Below are 19,132 nucleotides of genomic sequence, written 5' to 3'. Positions count from 1 at the left end.
TTAACGAGCCCGCAACGCGCCAGATCACGCCAGCGACCGATACATCACCAGGGCATCCACGTAGCCTTCGGAGGGATGCAGAAAGGCCCCCGGCAGACGGCCGATCACGGCAAAGCCCGCGCGCTCCCATGTCGCAATCGCCCGCAGGTTCGTGCTGACCACGAAATTGTATTGCATGGCGCGAAAACCAAAGCCGGGCGCGGCCTCCAGGGAATGGGCCAGCATGGCGCGTGCAACGCCTTTCCCTCGGGCCCGGACCGCGGTGACATAGCCGCAGTTGCACACATGGCTGCCGCCGCCCTTCTGATTGCGCACCATGTAGTAGGTGCCGACCACCGCGCCCGCCAACTCAGCGACGAAGACGCGCCGCTCCGGTCCGAACCAATAGGACAGCGCATCCGCTTCCGGGATATCGGGGTCGATGGCGTAGGTGTCCCCGGCACGGAACACCGGTTCCAGCATGGACCAGATGGCGGCGCGGTCGGCAGGGGCGGCGGCGCGGATCGAAATGCTCATGTCTGCCCTTCGGTTTCGATGTTGATGACGGTGCCGCAATGCTTGCAATGGACAGCGTCGGAATCGTGCAGGACAAGGCCACAGACCGAACACGGCTGCCGTACCTTGCTGGGGCGAAAGAGCACCTGCACCAACCGCAGAAAGAGGGTTACCCCGGCGATCATCACGACGACGGAGATCATGCGCCCGAGCGTGCCGGGCAGGGTGATGTCGCCAAATCCCGTCGTCGTCAGCGCCGTGACGGTGAAGTAAAGCGCGTCCGCATAGTTCTGGATCTGCGGATTGAGCGGATACTGTGTGGCATAGATGATGCCGGTCATGATGAAGATGAAGACAAAGAGGTTCAGAACGGCGCTGATGACCTCCTGATTGCTCGCGAAATAGGGAAAGTCGCGGCGCAGCCGGGTTGAGAGTTGATAGGTGTGGAGCAGGCGCAGGGTGCGCATGACCCGCAGAAACCCGAGCCCTTCCCCGGCCAGCGGCGCAAGAAAGGAGGCCACGGCGATCAGATCGGCCAGTGTGGTCAGCCGGGTCATCAGTCGCCAGCGGTTCGTCGAAATCCAGATGCGTGCCGCAAAGTCGGCAAGAATGAACACCCCGAACACCATATCGATGCTCTCGACCACCCGCCCGTGATGGGTGAAGGAGGTCGCGATGACGAAGAGGATCGTTACGACGTCGAAGATCAGCAGGCCATAGCGAAACCGATGCGCCCTGTCGCTGTCCCCTGCATAGAGTTCGCGGATGCGGTTCTTCATGGCGCTGCCCCTGTGCGTCTTTCTGGCATGAATACTCAAAAAGCAGTGGCGCCGCCAGCGCGCCGCAGCGGGAGGGACCGGGACGCTCTGCCGGGGGGGGGCTATGCGCGGCGCGCGCTCCCCGAAATTGGTCCGCCATGGCCTGAAACTTGCCGGAATTGCAGGCGATGCCAAGGCAGGCAACGCAATCCAGAAAGGGCGCACATGTTTCCGCTTATCGAGTATCCGGCGAAATTGGCCGATCCTGCCGAACATCACCGCGCGCTGGATCCCGGCGAGCTTGAACAGATGCTGGCAAAGGCCACCTACCCGGCGCTGTTCTTGGTGAAGGAGCCCTTTGCCGAAATGCCGGCAAGGACGGGCTGCTGGCTTGGCGGGGCGCCGACGCTGCCGCCCGAGATCGCGTGGCCCTGGGTGGCAAGGTATACCGAGGAAGCGACGCACCCGATGCATTTCATTGCCCAGATCAATCTGGCGTCCCTTCCCTTCGGAGAGGATTTCGAATTGATGCCCCGGACCGGCACGCTGTTCTTCTTTGCCGACTACGCGGATCATCTGGAGGGGGTGCCGGGAACAGCGTCGGTGATCTGGGTCGACGGCGATGTCAGCGCCTGTCCGGAGCGTGCCATGCCCGATTTCCCGGAGGGTTGGAAAGAGCGGACGCTGCTTGATGTGTGCTGGTTCGAAGAGCCAAAGGTCTTTCGCAAATGGCCGGTCCATTTCCATAAATTTGATCAGATCGCATGGATGTTTGTCGGACAGGACTTTGCCGACGCGATGCTCGAACGGGTCATGGCGACGGATAAGACGCTCAATGACCTGGCAATTGCCCCTGTGCCTGATCTGGACCGGTCCGGGTTGGAGACAGAGCGCAGCATGCCAGCGCGGCACACGCTATTTGATTTCTATGGCGATCGGGATGAGCACTTGATGATGGCGCGTCAGATCCCGCTGTTGCGGTTGGAGTACGACCACGATTGGGGATTCGATTATTCCGAACATCTGGCCTTCTACATCGATTCCGAAGCGTTGAAGGCCCGGGATTTCTCCCGAGCCTTCGCTTGGACCATCATCTAGGGCGGGGACTGTCCCCGCGCGCTTTCAGTAGATCACGACAGAGCGGATGCTCTCGCCCTTGTGCATCAGGTCGAAGGCGTCGTTGATTTTCTCAAGCGGCATGGTGTGGGTGATCATCGAGTCGATCTCCACCTTGCCGTCCATGTACCAATCGACGATTTTCGGCACGTCGGTGCGGCCCTTGGCGCCACCGAAGGCCGTGCCTTTCCAGACGCGTCCGGTGACAAGCTGGAATGGGCGGGTGCTGATTTCGGCGCCTGCGGGGGCCACGCCGATCACAACCGACACGCCCCATCCGCGATGCGAGCATTCCAGCGCATCGCGCATGACCTTGACGTTGCCGGTGGCGTCAAAGCTGTAGTCGACGCCGCCGATATGGTCGTTGCCGCGCTGGGTCAGCTTGACGATCTCGGCGACGGTGTTCTCGACCTTGGACGGGTTGATGAAGTGCGTCATGCCGAATTTCTTCGCCATTTCCGCCTTGTCGTCATTGAGGTCGACGCCGATGATCATGTCCGCGCCCGCCATGCGCAGGCCCTGGATCACGTTGAGGCCGATGCCGCCGAGGCCGAAGACGGCGGCGGTCGATCCGATTTCGACGCCTGCGGTGTTGATCACCGCGCCGATGCCCGTGGTCACGCCGCAACCGATGTAGCAGATCTTGTCGAAGGGGGCGTCATCGCGGACCTTGGCGAGCGCGATTTCCGGCATCACGGTGTGATTGGCGAAGGTCGAGCAGCCCATGTAGTGATAGATCGGCGTGCCATCCAGCATCGAAAACCGCGTGGTGCCGTCGGGCATCAGGCCCTGACCTTGCGTGTTGCGGATGGCGGTGCACAGGTTGGTCTTGCCCGACAGGCAGGAATAGCACTCGCGGCATTCCGGCGTGTAGAGCGGGATGACATGATCACCCGGTTTCAGTGTTGTGACGCCTTCGCCAACCTCGACGACGACGCCCGCGCCCTCGTGCCCGAGGATCGCGGGGAACAGGCCTTCGGGATCGGCGCCGGAGAGGGTGAACTCATCGGTGTGACAAATGCCTGTGGCCTTGATCTCGACGAGGACCTCGCCCGCCTTCGGGCCTTCGAGCTCGACTTCCATGATTTCGAGAGGCTTGCCAGCCTCCACCGCGACAGCCGCTTTCGTGCGCATGCGTTTCTCTCCCCGTTGGAAAATGGATTGGGCTGCAACTTGCGTTATCCGCCGGGCGCTCGCAAGCGCGGATGCGCCGGTTTTGCGCCGTCCGGCGGCATGGTGCAAAAAACCTGGCGCGGTTGAGAGAATCTTCGCAATTTGGGGTCAGGCTGTGGCGAGTGTCCACCTGAAAGGCCTGACAGAATGTCTCTGCTGCTTCCCCTCAAGTCCCTGCCCGCACCCGGTGCGGATAGCGCCCTGCTGCTGCTGCGCATCCGCCGCAATGAAACCGCGCTGGCCAGCCTGCGCACAATCCACAATGGTCCGCATCCCGATGAGCGGATCATTCAGGAGAACATCTCTCGCCTGCGCGAGCGGTTGATGCATCCCGAAGTGACCTGCGAGGCGCCTCAGTCGAAGGCGGCGGGTCAGGTCTATTGACCTTCTGACGACATGGGTTCACGGTAGCGCCATCTCCGGGAGGTTCCATGTCCCCCTTGCATGGCATCGCGTTAAAGCTCAGCGCGGTCTTCATTTTCACCATCATGGCCTCGCTTATCAAGGCCACGTCCGACATCGTTCCCCCTGGGGAAGCGGTGTTCTTCCGCTCGTTCTTTGCCATGCCGATCATCATTGTGTGGTTGGCGATGCGCGGCGATCTGAAGGTCGGACTCAAGGTGAAGCGGCCCATGGGCCATGTCTGGCGCGGGCTTATCGGCGTGTCGGCCATGGGCTCGGGCTTTACCGCGCTGGGGCTTTTGCCGCTGCCGGAGGTGACGGCGCTGGGCTATGCCGCGCCGCTGCTCACGGTGATCTTTGCCGCCATGCTGCTTGGCGAGCGTCTGCGGCTGTTCCGGATGAGCGCCGTGGGCCTTGGGCTGATTGGTGTCGTGGTGGTGCTCTGGCCGCGCCTGTCGCTCGATACCCTGGACGATGCGGCGGCGCTGGGCGTGGCCTGCATCCTGGTCTCGGCGGTGTTGCGGGCGCTGGCGCAGATCCACATCCGGCGCATGGTCGCCACGGAAGAAACGGCGGCGATCGTCTTCTGGTTCTCGATGACGGCGACGCTCTTCTCGCTCCTGACACTTCCGTTCGGATGGACGTGGCCAGGGACCGTCGGTCTGTTGCAGCTGATCGGGGCCGGGCTGGTCGGCGGGGTCGGGCAGATCTTGCTGACCTCCTCCTACCGTCATGCGGAGGCGGCTCTGTTGGCGCCGTTCGACTATGCCTCGATTCTGTTCGCGATTCTGTTCGGCTATTTCTTCTTCGGCGAGGTGCCGACGGTCATGGTGCTGATCGGCTCGGCCATCGTGATGGCGGCGGGGGTGATCATCATCTGGCGCGAACGCCAACTGGGGCTGAAGCGCGGCAAGGCGCGGCCGGTGGCGGCGAAGTGGTAGGGCCGGCCTGCAGCTCCGCTCAGACCCGCACTCCGACTTACATGTCCAGACGCTCCGCCATCCAATACGCCGGGGCGAGCAGCAGGCGGCGGCGCATCCCGAGCGGGAAGCGGCGCGGCGGCTGACTGAGGAAGTTGGGCGCGGGCGTGCCCGGCTCCCGCTTCAGCAGACGGTTTGCGATGAGATGGCCGGAGTAGCTGCCCATGGCGACGCCGTTGCCGTGATAGCCCATGGCGGCAAAGAGGCCGGGGTGGTCCGGCACGGCCCCGACGAAGGGGACGAGGCCGGAGAGCAGGCAGACAAGGCCGCTCCATTCATGGGTGATGTCCACATCCCGCCACGCCGGAAACATGGCGTGAAAATCCTGCCGGATTTTCCGGGATATGGTCGCCTGTTCGCCGGGGGTCGCGCGCAAACCGCCGCGCATGCCGAAGAGGAAGCGCCCGTTCGGCATCAGGCGGAAATAATGCAGGAGCGTGCGGCTGTCGTAGGCCATCTGAGTCGCGGTGTACCCTGCGGCTTGCTGTTCGTTCGGCGTGATGGGACGGGTGACGATGACGCTCGATTGCACCGGCATGGTCCGCGCGCGGAGCCAATCGGGCAGGTCGTCAGAGGAATACCCATTGGTGGCGAGAATGACGCGGGCGGCGGTGACGATGCCGTGGGGCGTGTCGAGCTGCCAGCCCTTGGCGGTCGGCCGCAAAGCGGTGACGGGGCTGCGCGCGTGAAGCGTGGCACCGGCGGATTGTGCCGCTTTGGCGAGGCCGTCGTGGTACTTCTGCGGATTGAGGGCAAAGCCCTTGGGCGTATGAAGGCCACCGTGCCAGGGACCGTCGAGGCCCCGCGCCTGAAGCTCTTTCAGCGTGAGAAAACCGGGTTGGCCCGCCATGCGCCGCGCGGCGCGGGCGGTGTGGGCGAGGCAGATTTCGCCGTCCGAGTGGGTGTCGGCGTCGATCTCATGGGTTTGCAGGAGTCGGGCGACATGGTCGATGGCGGCGGATTCGGCCTGTGACCAAAGGTCAGCGTCCGCGCGGCCATGGCGGCGTGCGAGGACACTGTCCGTAAGTTTCGAGCCGCCGAGGCAGCAAAAACCGCCGTTTCGCCCGGACGCGCCGAAGCCGGGGCGATCGGCTTCGAAGACGTGGGCCAGCACACCGTTTTGGGCGAGGCTCAGCGCTGCGTTCAAACCGGTAAAGCCGCCCCCAATGATGGCAACGTCGGTCTGCACCGGGCCTGCAAGCGGGGGCCAGTCCGTGGCGGGGCGTGTTGTGGCCCAGTAGTTTCCCGGCTGAGGCTCATAGGCCGCCGCCTCGAAGAGTCGTTTCATTCCGCGCGGTCTGCCGCCCGTTCGTCGCGGGCCTGCTGGACGGCGGCGCGCTTGGAAATCAGCGACGCGGTGATCACGCCGACGGTGACGATGGCGATCATCAACGTGGACAGGGCGTTGATCTCCGGCGAGACGCCGAGGCGCACGGCCGAAAACACCTTGATCGGCAGGGTGGTGGCGCCCGGGCCGGTGGTGAAGCTGGCGATCACAAGATCGTCGAGCGACAGGGTGAAGGCGAGCAGCCATCCCGAGATGACGGCGGGGGCGATGATCGGCAAGGTGACAAGGCGGAAGGCTTCGAACTGCGAGCAGCCGAGGTCGAGCGCCGCCTCTTCGAGGCTTCGGTCAAAGGAGACCAGCCGCGAGGAGACCACCACCGAGACGTAGCACATCGCAAAGGTGGTGTGCGCGAGCACGACGGTGAGGATGCCGCGATCAAGCCCGATGCCGATGAAGAGCAGCAGCAGCGACAGGCCGGTGATGACCTCTGGCATGACGAGCGGCGCGTAGATCATGCCGGAAAACAGCGTCCGCCCCGGAAAGCGCCCGGCGCGGACGATGACATAGGCGGCCATGGTCCCGAGCACGGTTGCGAGGCACGAGGAGAAGAACGCGACCTTGGCCGTGACCCAGGCGGCGTTCAGGAATTCCTCGTTCTGGAGCAGCTCTCCGTACCATTTCGTCGAGAAACCGGCCCAGACCGTGACGAGGCGGCTTTCGTTGAAGCTGTAGACCACGAGGATGATCATTGGCAGGTACAGGAAGGAGAAGCCGAGGGTGAGGGAGGTGGCGTTGAACCAGGAAAAGCGCTTCATGTGTCGGCCTCCCGCGCCAGCTGTTGGTTGCGCTGGAAGAGGATGATCGGGATGATCAGGATCGCCAGAAGGATGACCGCCACGGCGGAGGCCACGGGCCAGTCGCGGTTGGAGAAGAATTCCTCCCAGAGGACTTTGCCGATCATCAGCGTGTCAGAGCCGCCGAGCAGGGAGGGGATGACGAATTCGCCGAGCGCCGGGATGAAAACGAGGAAGCAGCCAGCAATGATACCGCCCGTCGAAAGCGGGATCGTCACCAGCCAGAAGGCGGAGAGACGCGAACAGCCGAGGTCTTCGGCGGCTTCCAGCAGGCTGTCGTCCAGCTTTTCCAGCGCCGAGTAGATCGGCAGGATCATGAAGGGAAGGTAGGTGTAGACGATGCCGATATAGACGGCGGTGTTGGTGTTCATGATCTGCAGCGGTTCGGAGATCACGCCGATGGCGAGCAGGACCTGGTTCAACACGCCTTCGGTGGAGAGAATGCCCATCCACGAATAGACGCGGATCAGAAAGGAGGTCCAGAATGGCAGGATCACCAACATCAAGAGCGTCGGGCGCCATTCGGGATTGGCGCGAACCATGCCGTAGGCGATGGGATAGCCGACAAGCAGTGTGAGCAGGGTGGAGATCGCGGCGATCTGGAGCGAGGAGAGGTAGGCCTTCCAGTAGAGATCATCCTTGGTCAGGAAGGTGAAGTTCTCGAAGTCGAGCCCGGAGAGAAAGGCGCGGAGCCCTTCCCAGCCAGCGGCGAGGTCCAATTGCGGCGCGTAGGGGGGGCGGGCCAGGGCGATGTCCGAGAGCGAGATCTTCAGGACGATCAGGAAGGGCACCAGGAACAGCGCCAAGAGCCAGACGTAGGGGACGGCGATGAGGACGGCCTTACGCATCGGGGCGGTCCTTTCTTGTCTCGGGGGGCTTGGTCATTCGGTCAGCACCACCCCGGCGGTTGCGGTGAAGCTGAGCCAGACGGTGTCTTCCCAGGTGATGTCGCGGCGGGCGATGCGGCGGGTGTTGGAAACCTGGCTCTTGACCATGAGGCCGCCGGCAAGTTCGACGTGATAGGTCGAGATGTTGCCGAGATAGCCGATGTCGATGACCTTGCCTTGTACGGCATTGGCCGCGTTTTCCGGTTTTGTCTTGGAAATGTTGAGCTTTTCCGGACGCAGAGCGAGAGTGATCTCCTGTCCGGCAAGGCTCTGCTCGCCGTTGGCGACGATCAGGTCGGGCTGGCCTTCGGCCCATCGCAAGGTCAGGCCGCCCTCCGGGATCTCCGGCGCAGCGGCCGGTTCGGCGCGGCGGGCGGCTGCGGTTTCCTCAGGGCTCGGCGCGGGGAGGCGCTTTTGCTCCGGGACCTCGGTCCGTTCGCCAAGGAGCGGCGCGAGCAAAGTATCGTGCAGCCATTTGCCGTATGCGTTGGGCTGTGGCGCGCGGGCTTGTTGCTGCGGCGCCGGGTTTTCAACGGGCGCGTCGGTTGGTGCGGGGTCCGCGACGGGGGCCGTTTCGGCGGTGGACGCGGTGGCGTTGCCGCGGGCGCTCGCCGTGCCGCGGATCAGGTTCACGTCCCCGATGAAACCGGCGACATAAACAGAGTTGGGCGCTTCATAGATGACGTCTGGCGTGGCAACCTGCACCAGCTTGCCCTCGTCCATGACGGCCACGCGGGAGGCGACGGTCATCGCCTCTTCCTGATCGTGGGTCACGATGACGAAAGTGGTGCCGGTCTTTTCCTGAATATCCATCAGCTCGAACTGCGTCTCTTCGCGCAGCTTTTTGTCAAGCGCGCCAAGGGGCTCGTCGAGCAGGAGCAGCTTGGGCGCCTTGGCGAGGCTGCGGGCAAGGGCGACGCGCTGGCGCTGTCCGCCGGAAATCTGATGGGGTTTGCGTTTTGCAAATTTGGTCAAGCGGGTGAGGCGCAGCATTTCTTCGACGCGGGCGTCAATCTGGGCCTTGTCCTTTGACTCGCGCTTGAGGCCGAAGGCGATGTTTTCCCAGACCGAGAGGTGCGGAAAGAGCGCGTAGCTCTGAAACATCATGTTCACCGCGCGCTTGTTCGGTGACACGGCGTCAATGACCTGACCGTTCAGCAGGATGTTGCCTTCCGTAGGCGTCTCGAAGCCCGCAAGCATACGCATCATGGTCGTCTTGCCGCAGCCGGAGGGGCCGAGCAGGGCGAAGAACTCTTTTTCGTAGATCTTCAGGGACAGATCGTCGATCGCGGTAAAATCGCCGAACCGTTTGGTTACGTTGCGAAATTCGATCAGAGGTTTCTGGTCCTTGTCGGTCCAGGGGGCGAAAGGGGCTTCGGCCATGGTGGCTCCCGGTCATGGAAAGCCCGCGCGGACAGGCGCCCGCGCGGAACTGTCTTTACTAGATGGAGACGATAAGCCCGGGCATCAGGTGCCAGACTTGATCTTGGTCCAGAGACGGGTCAGCGTGCGCTGCTCTCTCGGGCCGAAGGGGGTCACGGTGTAAAGCTTGTCGAGCGCCGCTTCGTCCGGGTAGATCGCCGAATCGCCGATTACGTCCTCATTGAGGAACTCTTGCGAGGCCTTGTTGCCGTTGGCGTAGTAGACGTAGTTCGACGCCGCCGCCATGTTCTGTGCATCCATGATGAAGTTCAGGAAGGTGTGCGCGGCGTCCGGATTGGGTGCGTCGACCGGGATGGCCATCTGATCGAACCACATCAGCGCGCCCTCGGTTGGGGCGTTGTAGGCCACCTCGACACCATTGTCGGCCTCGGCGGCACGGTCGCGGGCCTGCAGGATGTCCCCGGACCAGCCGAAGGCGACGCAGATGTCCCCATTGGCCAGCGCGTTGATGTATTCGGAGCTGTGGAATTTGCGGATGTAGGGGCGGACAGCGGTCAGCACCTCTTCGGCCTTGGCCATGGAGGCCTCGTCCTTGCCATCCGGGTCCATGCCGGCATAGGCGAGCGCGGCGGGGACGATCTCGGTCGGAGCGTCGAGGAAATAGACGCCGCATTCAGCGAGCTTTTCCATGTTCGCCGGGTCCATGATCAACGACAGCGAATTGATCGGCGCGTCCTCGCCCAGCACTTCGGCGATCTTGGCGGTGTTCACGCCGATGCCGGTGGTGCCCCACATGTAGTTGATGGAGTACTCGTTTCCGGGATCGTAGGTGGCGGTCCGCTTGGAGATCACGTCCCACATGTTGTCCAGATTGGGCAGCTTGTCCTTGTCCAGCTTCTGGAAGGCGCCGGCCATGATCTGGCGCTGCAGGAACGTGCCTGTGGGCACGACGACGTCATAGCCGGAGCCGCCCGCAAGCATCTTGGTTTCCAGCAGTTCGTTGCTGTCGAAGACGTCGTAGATCAGGTCGATGCCGGTCTCCGTCTCGAACTTTTCCAGCAGGCTTTCGTCGATGTAGTCTGACCAGTTGTAGACGCGGACCTCATCGGCGGCGGCGATACCCGCCATGAGCGCGAGGCTGGCTGTACAGGTCATCAGGGTTTTCATGTCATAGCTCCCGTTGGACATTGGGGTCTGTCGCCCCGTTTGCCAGTGAATTTGATCAAATGCCGACTTGCTTGGCAAGCGTTTCGATGTTTCCATGCCGTGCAGCGCGGCGCAAGGTGGTGCCGCACATCTGTTTGGCAGTGATCGGGGCCAGTGATGAATAATCAGGCAGGGCGGGGCGGTGGCGCGGGACTTCCGGCGCATGAGCAGGTGTATCGCACGCTCCGGGATATGGTGCTTTTCGGCGAGCTTGCCCCGGGGCAGGCCGTTACAATTCAAGGGCTTGTTGCTGATTTGGGGACTGGAATGACACCGGTGCGTGAGGCGCTCCGGCGGTTGACGGCAGAGGGCGCGCTGGAAGCGCTGGGCAATCGGCGCATCGTGGTGCCGCAACTCACCGCGCCAGCGGTCGAAGAGATGACGCGGGCCCGTACCGCGCTGGAGCCGATGCTCGCCCGCCATGCCGCAGAGCGCGCAGGCCCGGCGGACATTGCGGCGCTTGCCGAGACGGACAGCCGGTTGGATCAGGCCATCGCGCGCGGTGACATCGGGGCATATCTGAAGGAAAACCACCAGTTTCACGCGCAATTCAACGCATTGGCGCAGGCGCCGATCATCACTGCGCTGGTCGAGAGCCTGTGGCTGCGGTTCGGGCCGTCGCTGAGAGTGGTGTGTGGGCAAGTCGGAACGCGCAACCTGCCGGACAGGCACAAGGAATTGCTGGACGCGCTTGAGCGGCGCGACGGCGCGGCGGCCGCCGTCGCAATCGAAAAGGATGTGGTGCAGGGCATGAGCCTGATCCTGCATGGGTTGGCCGGGGCGGCGTGAAACCGGGACGTCCAAGACCGCGATTCGATTGACAGCGGATAATTTGATCATATTCTGCAGCTAAAGCGGTCCTGGCCGTTTCTGACCCGGTATGCGGGCGTCGACTGCCCGCCGCAGCCGATGCAGGGCGGGTCAGAGCGTCCTTGCCCGCCGAAAGCCGCATTCGAAGGAGTTCCGAGATGCCGAATCTTTCTACCAACACCCCCACCGCAGAATTGCAGGCGGTCGATGCCGCGCACCATATGCACCCCTTCACCCACAGTGCCGATCTGGCGAAGAAGGGCGCGCGGATCATGACGCGGGCCGAGGGCGTGTGGCTGAACGACAGCGATGGCAACCGTATCCTCGACGCCATGGCGGGGCTGTGGTGCGTGAATATCGGCTACGGGCGCGATGAACTGGCCGAGGCGGCGGCGCGACAGATGCGCGAGCTTCCCTACTACAATACGTTTTTCCAGACCTCGCATGTGCCTGCGATTGCGCTGTCAGAGCGGTTGGCGGCGTTGGCGCCGGGCGATCTCAACCACGTTTTCTTTGCCAGCTCCGGGTCGGAGGCCAATGACACCAACCTGCGTCTGGTCCGGACCTATTGGGCCGAGAAAGGCCAACCGCAGAAACAATGGGTGATTTCGCGCTGGAACGCCTATCATGGCTCATCCGTGGGGTCGGGTTCGCTTGGCGGGATGAAAGGGATGCACGCGCAGGGCGGCATGCCGATTCCGGGGATCGCCTTCATTGACCAGCCGAACTGGTGGAGCGAAGGCGGTGACATGACACCGCAAGAGTTCGGGCTGGAGCGGGCGCGCCAGCTTGAGGCGAAAATCCTTGAACTCGGCCCGGAGAATGTCGCCGCCTTCATAGCAGAGCCGGTGCAGGGCGCGGGCGGCGTGATCGTGCCGCCGGAGACCTACTGGCCCGAGATCCAGCGCATTGTCGATCAATACGGCATCCTGTTGATCGCGGATGAGGTGATTTGCGGATTTGGCCGCACCGGCAATTGGTTCGGCAGCCAGACCATGGGGATCAAGCCCGACATCATGACCGTCGCCAAGGGGCTGTCGTCCGGCTATCAACCGATCGGTGGCAGCATTCTGTCGGACGAGGTGGCCGAGGTGATTTCGAACTGCGAATTCAACCATGGTTATACCTACAGCGGCCATCCGGTGGCCTGTGCCGTGGCCTTGGAGAATCTGCGGATTCTGGAGGATGAGGGGATCGTGGATCGCGTCCGCGAGGATACCGGCCCCTATCTCAAGGAGAAGTTCGCGGGTCTGGCCGAGCATCCGTTGGTCGGTGAAGCGAAGATCGTCGGCATGATGGGCAGTATCGCGCTGACCCCTGACAAGGCAGCGCGCGCGGCCTTTGCGGCGGAGGCCGGGACGGCGGGCTTTATCTGTCGGGAACGCTGTTTTGCCAACAACCTGATCATGCGCCACGTCGGGGACCGGATGATCATCTCTCCGCCTCTGGTGATTTCGAAGGCCGAGATCGACACGCTGATCGAGCGGGCGTGGCAATCGCTGGACGAAGCGCATGTGCGTTTGAAGGACGAAGGCCTGATGACGGCGGCGCCGCGAAACTGAAACATAGGCCCCTTTGATTCGCGCACGCCCCGGACACTGGTCCGGGGCGTTTGCATATTGCGGGGCGAGCACGTTGGCGGGGGTCGCCCCGATCTCCATTGAAGAAACCGGATCAGGCCTTGATCCAGGCCTTGGCGCCATTGAAGTCGTCTGCATCGAAATACTTGGTTTTCGCACCAGACACCGCGCCAAGAACCGATTGCCCCAGCTTTTGCCAGCTCTTGTCACCGACAATGGCGGCGCGGTCGATGAGGTCGTAGTGATTGCGGGCAATGGCAAAATGCGCTCGCAGCGCGGCAAGCCCCTGCCAGCCGTCGAATTCCCGCAGGTCCAGCAGCAGGCGGAAACGCTCGTTCTTGCGCACGAAAGCATTCATGTCCTGCTCTTCAGCGGCCATCACCGCCGGGTCGAGTTTGCCCAGAAGCTGGACGTGCAGCACACCGTCGCCGAGGTCCGTCTGATGCACCGCACCGAGCGATTGCGAGAGCCACCGGCGGGCGTCGTCTGTCTCGGCAGGCGTGAACACGCCCACGGGGCAGGGGAACAGGATCGCCATGCCGCGCGCCATACGGGGAATCCAGCCCGGTTTCGCAACCAGCGCCAGCCGGTCAAAACCGTTCCAGTGGCGCATTCCGAATTCCGCATCGTCGAGCACGGCGGCGAGGCTGAACGTCGTATCGTCGGCAAGGATGACGATTGCACGAATGCGCTGATGCTCTTCGATGGCACGGTCGAGGGCCGGGATGAGCACGTGCTCGTAGTCGTCATCGGTGACCTTGCCGGAAACGTGCACCTCGTAGTGCCCGGCAGTCGGAAGGGATTTGACGGTGATCATGGCTGTTCTCCTGTCAGCTGGGGCGAAAGGCCCCTTATGACTAGAGATGCGCAGCCTTGGGTGTTGTTTCAATGATCTGGAACAAGGCAAAGGCCCCGTCGCGGCGGGGCCTTCGGTGGGCTGGATCGGATTTCGCTCAGCCCATGCGTTTCGGGGCGCCGGTGGCCATGTCGGTCCCGGTGTAGGGCTTTTGTGCCGCTTTCCACGCCCCGAAGCCGCCTTCCATGTGGGCAATCTGCTCAAACCCCTCTTCGATGGCCTTGCGCGCCACCTTTTCGGAGCGCACCCCGGAGCCGCAATGAAAAACGATGCGCTTGTCGGTCTGGCCGGGCAGCGACGCGCAGTCGACGAAAGACATCGGCAGCAACAGAGAGCCGGGGATGTGTTCAAACATGTATTCTTGCGGGGTGCGCACGTCGATCAGGACAATCTTGCGCGCGTTGAGGGCCTGCTGGACCTCGTCCACGGTCCATGTTTCGAGCGTTGCGTTGTCGACAGTTTCGGTTTTCATGATCGTTCCTTTCGAGGCCGGGGCGCGGAGGGGGGTGCCAGCAGTTCTGTATAGCATCCGGTGCGGAGGAGCGAGCGGGCTGCGAGGTGCCGCTCAGGTTTTCGCTGCCCGGTCTTTGATGCGGTCCGGGTTCCCCCCGCGACGCCGATCTGAAAGACGAAATTGTCGCCGGGTGCGTCCCGATCAAAGATCGCGGTCATCACCCGCATGAATTTGAAGATCCGCGCGGCAAGGATCGCGGTTTTTGGCGCAACGCGCCCAGCCGGATCACAATCGAGGATTACAGGATGCCGTGACCGAGACTGCCGGAGAGGGTTTCCTGTGTGGAGGCGTTGGCCAAGGCTTTCCGGGAGGCAGCCTTCAGCGGCCACAACCGCACCCCGCAGCCCGATGAGATGGCGGAGCTGACGCAGTTTTTGGAAAAGGGGTCCTATGTGCGGCGCCGCTGCTCTGCGACGTCGGGACCGGCCTGGATCCGGAAGGCGGCTTGATCGGCTGTCGATGCTGAGAAGATTGTTTGGCTCAGCCCGCTTTGTTGCAGGGGGACCAGGGGCGGAACCAGGTCCTGGCGAAGGGTTCGCCGTAGATCTGCGCAATGGTTTCGAAGGTGATCAGGGGCACCAACATGGGCCGACTCCTTGGGTTGATCGAGTTTCGTTACGCATTTCTGGCGTAACAATCTTTCCATGTATATTAGACCTAAGTTTTAATATTTCGCAAACGGTATGCCAAATCGTTAACCCTCTATTTTCATCTTCTGTGGATGGCTTGAAATGGGCCGTTTTAGAATCAATGGGGGGGTGCTAGGTTTTGTGGGATGAATTCCCATGCCCCCAATATGCGCCCTGTCATTCGACAGCTGGACGATGCCGCGATCAACCGGATCGCCGCCGGTGAAGTGGTCGAACGGCCTGCTTCTGCGGTCAAGGAACTGGTCGAGAACGCCGTGGACGCGGGCGCGCGGCGGATCGGCATCGAAATTGCCGATGGTGGCAAGACCCTGATCCGGATCAGCGATGATGGCTGTGGCATGACGGCTGAGGAATTGCCGTTGGCGCTGTCACGCCATGCCACGTCAAAGATCGACGGTACGGATCTGCTGAACATTCATTCCTTTGGCTTTCGCGGCGAGGCCTTGCCGTCGCTGGGCGCGGTGGGCCGTTTGACGATCCAGAGCCGGGTGCGGGGCGAAGAGGCGTGCGAGTTGAGCGTCAGTGGCGGGACGATGAGCGCGGTAAAGCCCTGCGCGCTGAACGCCGGCACGGTGGTGACGCTGCGCGACTTGTTCTATGCGACGCCTGCGCGGCTGAAATTCCTGCGTACGGATCGCGCGGAGATGCAGGCGATTTCCGACGTGGTAAAGCGGCTGGCGATGGCGGAGCCGTCGATTGGCTTCACGCTCAAGGATGTGTCGGGCGGCAATGACCGTGTGAGCTTTCGCACCGATCCCGAAAGCGGCGATCTCTTCGATGCGCTGCGCGGGCGGCTTGGCCGGGTGATGGGCGACGCATTCATCGAGAATGCGCTGGCGATTGATGCAGAGCGGGAGGGCTTTCGGCTCACCGGCTATGCGGCATTGCCGACTTATTCGCGTGGGACGGCGGTGGCGCAGTATCTGTTCGTGAATGGCCGCCCGGTGCGGGACAAGATGCTGATTGGTGCACTGCGCGGCGCGTATCACGATTTCCTGTCGCGGGACCGGCATCCGGCGGTGGCGTTGTTTGTCGATTGCGATCCGCATAAGGTCGACGTGAACGTGCATCCGGCCAAGTCTGAGGTACGCTTTCGCGATCCTGGCGTTGTGCGGGGCCTGATCGTGTCGGCGCTGCGCCATGCGCTGGCCGAGGCTGGGCATCGCGCGTCGTCGACCGTGGCGAGCGCGACATTGGGCGCGATGCGGCCCGAGGTGACGGAACCGCGGGTCTATCAGATGGATCGGCCCAGCGGGTTTTCGCGCGGCGTATCCTATGCCATGCAAGCGCCGCAGCCTGCCTCCGAGCCCGGCTTTGCTGAGATGGCCGGGGCGTTTTCCGGCCGTGTGGTGGAGGATGTCTCCCCGCCGCAGACGACGGAGCAGACCGAGCCGGTGCATCGCCCCCTGGGCGCGGCGCGGGGGCAAGTGCATGATAATTACATTATCGCCCAGACCGAAGACGGCATAGTCATCGTCGACCAACACGCGGCGCATGAGCGGCTGGTTTACGAAAAGCTCAAAAAGCAGATGGCCGAGACAGGCGTCCCGGCGCAGGCGTTGTTGATCCCGGATGTGGTGGATCTGTCGCCCGGAGATCGCGATGCGCTGCTGGCGGTTGCCGAAGACCTGACGCGCATGGGCCTGACCATCGAGCCGTTTGGCGGCGGGGCGGTGGCGGTGCGCGAGACGCCCGCGATCCTCGGCGAGGTGAATTCCAAGGCGTTGATCGAGGATATTCTCGATGAGCTATCCGACGAGGGGCAAAGCCAGCTCGTACAGGAGAAGATCGAGGCGATCCTGAGCCGCGTGGCCTGTCATGGCTCTATCCGCTCCGGCCGCCGGATGCGCGGCGAAGAGATGGATGCGCTCCTGCGCGAGATGGAAGCAACGCCGCATTCCGGCCAATGCAACCACGGGCGGCCCACCTATGTGGAGCTGAAGCTGTCGGACATTGAACGGCTGTTTGGCCGAACATGATCCGGATCGGGGAGACGGAGATTCCGCTGGACGATCCGCTGGTTCTGGCGGGGCTGGGGCTTGGGGCATTGGTTCTCATTCTTCTGATCATGGCGGTGCGGGGCGCGGGCCGGTCCGCTGCGGCTGTTGAGCCGCTGGTTCGGCAAATGAATGCTCTGAACCAGCGGGTTGCGGGGCTGTCCGACGGGCAGGAGCGGCTGGCTGGTGGGCTCACCGGGGTGAGCGAGGCGCAGGCACACAGCCAGACGGCGATGTTGCAGCTGATGGAGCAGCGGCTGGCCGAGGTGCAGGAGAAGATGGGCGAGAGCCTGACAGGATCGGCCCGGCGCACGGCGAAATCGCTGGGCGAGCTGCAGGAACGGCTGATGGTGATCGACACGGCGCAGGCCAATATCACCAAGCTTTCGGGCGACGTGCTGTCGCTTCAGGATATTCTGTCGAACAAGCAGACGCGCGGCGCGTTCGGCGAAATTCAGCTGCGCGATATTGTCGGAAAGGCCCTCCCGTCCGACAGCTTTACCCTGCAGGCGACGCTGTCGAATGGGCGGCGGGCGGATTGCCTGATCCACCTGCCCAATCCGCCGGGGCCGATTGTGGTGGATGCCAAGTTCCCGCTTGAGGCCTACGAGGCCTTGCGTCGGGCACAAACGCCGGAAGCGCTGATCCGGGCGCAGGGGCAGATGCGGATTTCGGTGCGGCGGCACATCCGGGATATTTCCGACAAGTACATCATCGAGGGCGAGACAGCCGATGGCGCGCTGATGTTCCTGCCGTCTGAGGCGGTCTATGCGGAGCTGCACGCGAATTACCCGGAAATCGTGCGGGAGGGATTCGCGGCGCGGGTCTGGATCGTCTCTCCGACGACCTGCATGGCGACGCTGAACACAATGCGCGCGATTTTGAAGGATGCGCGGATGCGCGAGCAGGCGGGGGCGATCCGCAAGGAGCTGCACCTTTTGTATGCCGATGTGGACCGTCTTGGCGCGCGGGTGGCCAATCTGGACAGGCATTTCGGGCAGGCGTCGAAGGACATTGAGGAAATCAAGATCAGCGCCGACAAGGCCGGGAAACGCGCGCGGCGTCTGGATAACTTTGACTTTGAGGAATTGGCGGGTGATGGTGAGGAGAATTTACCGCTAACGAAGCCAGGAGGCTGACATGACCTTTGCCCCGAAAATCCTGAATGATGAGGATTTGAAGGGACTTGGTTTGACGCCATCCGATATTGTCGAGGCAATCGCGGATGCGGTGAAGGCAAAGGCGGCGGGCGCGTTGATCACCACCCCGAAAAGCGTGATCCAGCCCGGTGACGGGCGCTACATGATGACGACTCTGGCCAACGGCGATGTGACGGTGGTCAAGGCTGTGACGGTCTGTCCTGACAACCCCGGTCGCGGGCTGCCCTCGATCACAGGGGCGATCATGGTGCTCGATGCGCATACCGGCGAATGTCTGGCGCTGATGGATGCGGAATGGATCACGGCGGTGCGCACGGCGGGTTTGTCGGCGGTCGCGGCGCGGGCGCTTGCGATGCCTGATGCCAGCGTCATGAGCTTTGTCGGCTGCGGCGTGCAGGCGCGGTCGCATCTGGAGCTGTTTGCAGGGCTTTTTCCGCTGCGCGAGGTGCGTCTTTCGGGGCGCGGCCAGGCGAATATCGACGCGCTCGTTGCCATGGCCGAGGGGCTGGGGTTTCGGGCCGTGGTTTGCGAGACGCCGGAGCAGGCGCTGGACGAAACCGATATCGTGGTCAGTTCGATCCCGATCACCTACACCGGCGCGCCGTTCCTTGATGCCGGGCTGCTCAAACCTGGCGCGCTGGCCGTGATTACCGATGCAGCGAAGCCGTGGGACCGTGGCACGTTCGGCGCCTTTGGGACGGTTGTCGTGGACGATCGCGAGCAGGAGGCGGGGATGCCGGAGCCGATGGTTGCGGCGGAGCGGATCGCTGCGGATCTGACCGAAATGCTGGATCAGGGGGTGACCCTGGCACCGGGGCCGCGGGCTTTCATGTTCCGGGGAATCGCTGTTGGGGATTATGCTTTGGCGGCGCGGGCATGGACTCAGGTCCGGTCGCGCCCTAGCTGAACGAAAGACGATGATAAGAAAATTGCGTGGGAAAACCGCCGGGAAACACATCGTTTAATATTGAACAATCGTTATGCAGCCGCTGCATGGACGCTATGCGATTGATCGTCTGCCCA

General features: G+C 62.9%; 18 protein-coding genes. 8 read left to right on the top strand and 10 right to left on the bottom strand.

The window, feature by feature from the left end:
- Nucleotides 1-24: 24 nt before the first annotated feature.
- Entirely contained in the window at nt 25-516 is a 492-nt protein-coding gene (locus tag ACN2XU_RS16005) for a GNAT family N-acetyltransferase (protein ID WP_419411458.1), read from the bottom strand.
- A complete protein-coding gene (locus ACN2XU_RS16000) occupies nt 513-1,274 on the bottom strand; it encodes a potassium channel family protein (protein WP_419411457.1) in 762 nt (253 codons plus the stop codon). Before ACN2XU_RS16000 ends, ACN2XU_RS16005 begins: the two co-directional genes overlap by 4 nt.
- A gap of 204 nt (nt 1,275-1,478) precedes the next feature.
- On the opposite strand from ACN2XU_RS16000, the gene ACN2XU_RS15995 reads away from it, so the two are divergent.
- Nucleotides 1,479-2,351, top strand: a complete 873-nt coding sequence (locus ACN2XU_RS15995; RefSeq protein ID WP_419411456.1) for a DUF1963 domain-containing protein — start codon at nt 1,479-1,481, stop codon at nt 2,349-2,351.
- A gap of 24 nt (nt 2,352-2,375) precedes the next feature.
- On the opposite strand, the gene ACN2XU_RS15990 is transcribed toward ACN2XU_RS15995, so the two are convergent.
- Entirely contained in the window at nt 2,376-3,503 is a 1,128-nt protein-coding gene (locus tag ACN2XU_RS15990) for an S-(hydroxymethyl)glutathione dehydrogenase/class III alcohol dehydrogenase (RefSeq protein ID WP_419411455.1), read from the bottom strand.
- A gap of 186 nt (nt 3,504-3,689) precedes the next feature.
- On the opposite strand from ACN2XU_RS15990, the gene ACN2XU_RS15985 reads away from it, so the two are divergent.
- Complete coding sequence (locus ACN2XU_RS15985; RefSeq protein ID WP_419411454.1) at nt 3,690-3,926, top strand: hypothetical protein; 237 nt, start codon at nt 3,690-3,692, stop codon at nt 3,924-3,926.
- Between the two features lie 47 nt (nt 3,927-3,973).
- The gene (locus ACN2XU_RS15980) at nt 3,974-4,885 is read left to right on the top strand and encodes a DMT family transporter (RefSeq protein ID WP_419411453.1); all 912 of its coding nucleotides are present in this window, start codon (nt 3,974-3,976) and stop codon (nt 4,883-4,885) included.
- Nucleotides 4,886-4,922: 37 nt separating this feature from the next.
- Here ACN2XU_RS15980 and ACN2XU_RS15975 read toward each other — a convergent pair whose 3' ends face one another.
- The 5 genes from ACN2XU_RS15975 to ACN2XU_RS15955 all read right to left on the bottom strand — a co-directional run bounded on the left by ACN2XU_RS15975 (nt 4,923) and on the right by ACN2XU_RS15955 (nt 10,503).
- A complete protein-coding gene (locus ACN2XU_RS15975) occupies nt 4,923-6,212 on the bottom strand; it encodes an NAD(P)/FAD-dependent oxidoreductase (RefSeq protein WP_419411452.1) in 1,290 nt (429 codons plus the stop codon).
- A complete protein-coding gene (locus tag ACN2XU_RS15970; RefSeq protein ID WP_419411451.1) occupies nt 6,209-7,027 on the bottom strand; it encodes an ABC transporter permease in 819 nt (272 codons plus the stop codon). Before ACN2XU_RS15970 ends, ACN2XU_RS15975 begins: the two co-directional genes overlap by 4 nt.
- Nucleotides 7,024-7,914: an ABC transporter permease subunit gene (locus ACN2XU_RS15965; RefSeq protein ID WP_419411450.1), complete on the bottom strand. Its 891-nt coding sequence runs from the start codon at nt 7,912-7,914 to the stop codon at nt 7,024-7,026. The genes ACN2XU_RS15970 and ACN2XU_RS15965 overlap by 4 nt, the downstream gene beginning before the upstream one ends.
- A gap of 33 nt (nt 7,915-7,947) precedes the next feature.
- Nucleotides 7,948-9,336, bottom strand: coding sequence for an ABC transporter ATP-binding protein (locus tag ACN2XU_RS15960; protein ID WP_419411449.1), 1,389 nt, complete (start codon nt 9,334-9,336; stop codon nt 7,948-7,950).
- An 84-nt stretch (nt 9,337-9,420) separates the two neighbouring features.
- Nucleotides 9,421-10,503, bottom strand: coding sequence for a polyamine ABC transporter substrate-binding protein (locus ACN2XU_RS15955; protein WP_419411448.1), 1,083 nt, complete (start codon nt 10,501-10,503; stop codon nt 9,421-9,423).
- 156 nt (nt 10,504-10,659) lie between these two features.
- Between ACN2XU_RS15955 and ACN2XU_RS15950 the strand changes: the two genes are divergently transcribed.
- Both ACN2XU_RS15950 and ACN2XU_RS15945 read left to right on the top strand, forming a co-directional pair.
- The gene (locus tag ACN2XU_RS15950; protein WP_419411447.1) at nt 10,660-11,331 is read left to right on the top strand and encodes a GntR family transcriptional regulator; all 672 of its coding nucleotides are present in this window, start codon (nt 10,660-10,662) and stop codon (nt 11,329-11,331) included.
- 179 nt (nt 11,332-11,510) lie between these two features.
- A complete protein-coding gene (locus ACN2XU_RS15945; RefSeq protein ID WP_419411446.1) occupies nt 11,511-12,914 on the top strand; it encodes an aspartate aminotransferase family protein in 1,404 nt (467 codons plus the stop codon).
- 112 nt (nt 12,915-13,026) lie between these two features.
- Here the strand turns inward: ACN2XU_RS15945 and ACN2XU_RS15940 are convergent, their stop codons facing one another.
- Complete coding sequence (locus ACN2XU_RS15940; RefSeq protein ID WP_419411445.1) at nt 13,027-13,749, bottom strand: SpoIIAA family protein; 723 nt, start codon at nt 13,747-13,749, stop codon at nt 13,027-13,029.
- Nucleotides 13,750-13,885: 136 nt separating this feature from the next.
- Entirely contained in the window at nt 13,886-14,260 is a 375-nt protein-coding gene (locus tag ACN2XU_RS15935; RefSeq protein ID WP_419411444.1) for a rhodanese-like domain-containing protein, read from the bottom strand.
- 817 nt (nt 14,261-15,077) lie between these two features.
- On the opposite strand from ACN2XU_RS15935, the gene mutL reads away from it, so the two are divergent.
- From mutL to ACN2XU_RS15920, 3 genes are read left to right on the top strand one after another with little or no spacing between them, the layout of a single operon-like run.
- On the top strand, nt 15,078-16,931 hold the full coding sequence (gene mutL, locus ACN2XU_RS15930; protein WP_419411443.1) for a DNA mismatch repair endonuclease MutL: 1,854 nt from the start codon (nt 15,078-15,080) through the stop codon (nt 16,929-16,931).
- Nucleotides 16,928-18,088 (top strand): DNA recombination protein RmuC, encoded by a 1,161-nt coding sequence (locus tag ACN2XU_RS15925; protein WP_419411442.1) that lies wholly within the window; start codon nt 16,928-16,930, stop codon nt 18,086-18,088. Before mutL ends, ACN2XU_RS15925 begins: the two co-directional genes overlap by 4 nt.
- A gap of 1 nt (nt 18,089) precedes the next feature.
- Nucleotides 18,090-19,016: an ornithine cyclodeaminase family protein gene (locus ACN2XU_RS15920; RefSeq protein ID WP_419411441.1), complete on the top strand. Its 927-nt coding sequence runs from the start codon at nt 18,090-18,092 to the stop codon at nt 19,014-19,016.
- The last annotated feature ends 116 nt before the right edge of the window (nt 19,017-19,132 follow it).

Origin of the sequence: Pacificoceanicola niger, from assembly GCF_048553275.1 — a bacterium.
Lineage (GTDB): Bacteria > Pseudomonadota > Alphaproteobacteria > Rhodobacterales > Rhodobacteraceae > Pacificoceanicola.
The sequence above is the reverse complement of the archived record's forward strand: the minus strand, read 5'-3'. Positions and strand labels throughout refer to the sequence as shown.

What these genes read in the sequence shown, in the direction of transcription:
- ACN2XU_RS16005 (WP_419411458.1), bottom strand. Translation starts at nt 516, where the DNA reads ATGAGCATTTCGATCCGCGCCGCCGCCCCTGCCGACCGCGCCGCCATC.
- ACN2XU_RS16000 (WP_419411457.1), bottom strand. Translation starts at nt 1,274, where the DNA reads ATGAAGAACCGCATCCGCGAACTCTATGCAGGGGACAGCGACAGGGCG.
- ACN2XU_RS15995 (WP_419411456.1), top strand. Translation starts at nt 1,479, where the DNA reads ATGTTTCCGCTTATCGAGTATCCGGCGAAATTGGCCGATCCTGCCGAA.
- ACN2XU_RS15990 (WP_419411455.1), bottom strand. Translation starts at nt 3,503, where the DNA reads ATGCGCACGAAAGCGGCTGTCGCGGTGGAGGCTGGCAAGCCTCTCGAA.
- ACN2XU_RS15985 (WP_419411454.1), top strand. Translation starts at nt 3,690, where the DNA reads ATGTCTCTGCTGCTTCCCCTCAAGTCCCTGCCCGCACCCGGTGCGGAT.
- ACN2XU_RS15980 (WP_419411453.1), top strand. Translation starts at nt 3,974, where the DNA reads ATGTCCCCCTTGCATGGCATCGCGTTAAAGCTCAGCGCGGTCTTCATT.
- ACN2XU_RS15975 (WP_419411452.1), bottom strand. Translation starts at nt 6,212, where the DNA reads ATGAAACGACTCTTCGAGGCGGCGGCCTATGAGCCTCAGCCGGGAAAC.
- ACN2XU_RS15970 (WP_419411451.1), bottom strand. Translation starts at nt 7,027, where the DNA reads ATGAAGCGCTTTTCCTGGTTCAACGCCACCTCCCTCACCCTCGGCTTC.
- ACN2XU_RS15965 (WP_419411450.1), bottom strand. Translation starts at nt 7,914, where the DNA reads ATGCGTAAGGCCGTCCTCATCGCCGTCCCCTACGTCTGGCTCTTGGCG.
- ACN2XU_RS15960 (WP_419411449.1), bottom strand. Translation starts at nt 9,336, where the DNA reads ATGGCCGAAGCCCCTTTCGCCCCCTGGACCGACAAGGACCAGAAACCT.
- ACN2XU_RS15955 (WP_419411448.1), bottom strand. Translation starts at nt 10,503, where the DNA reads ATGAAAACCCTGATGACCTGTACAGCCAGCCTCGCGCTCATGGCGGGT.
- ACN2XU_RS15950 (WP_419411447.1), top strand. Translation starts at nt 10,660, where the DNA reads ATGAATAATCAGGCAGGGCGGGGCGGTGGCGCGGGACTTCCGGCGCAT.
- ACN2XU_RS15945 (WP_419411446.1), top strand. Translation starts at nt 11,511, where the DNA reads ATGCCGAATCTTTCTACCAACACCCCCACCGCAGAATTGCAGGCGGTC.
- ACN2XU_RS15940 (WP_419411445.1), bottom strand. Translation starts at nt 13,749, where the DNA reads ATGATCACCGTCAAATCCCTTCCGACTGCCGGGCACTACGAGGTGCAC.
- ACN2XU_RS15935 (WP_419411444.1), bottom strand. Translation starts at nt 14,260, where the DNA reads ATGAAAACCGAAACTGTCGACAACGCAACGCTCGAAACATGGACCGTG.
- mutL (WP_419411443.1), top strand. Translation starts at nt 15,078, where the DNA reads ATGAATTCCCATGCCCCCAATATGCGCCCTGTCATTCGACAGCTGGAC.
- ACN2XU_RS15925 (WP_419411442.1), top strand. Translation starts at nt 16,928, where the DNA reads ATGATCCGGATCGGGGAGACGGAGATTCCGCTGGACGATCCGCTGGTT.
- ACN2XU_RS15920 (WP_419411441.1), top strand. Translation starts at nt 18,090, where the DNA reads ATGACCTTTGCCCCGAAAATCCTGAATGATGAGGATTTGAAGGGACTT.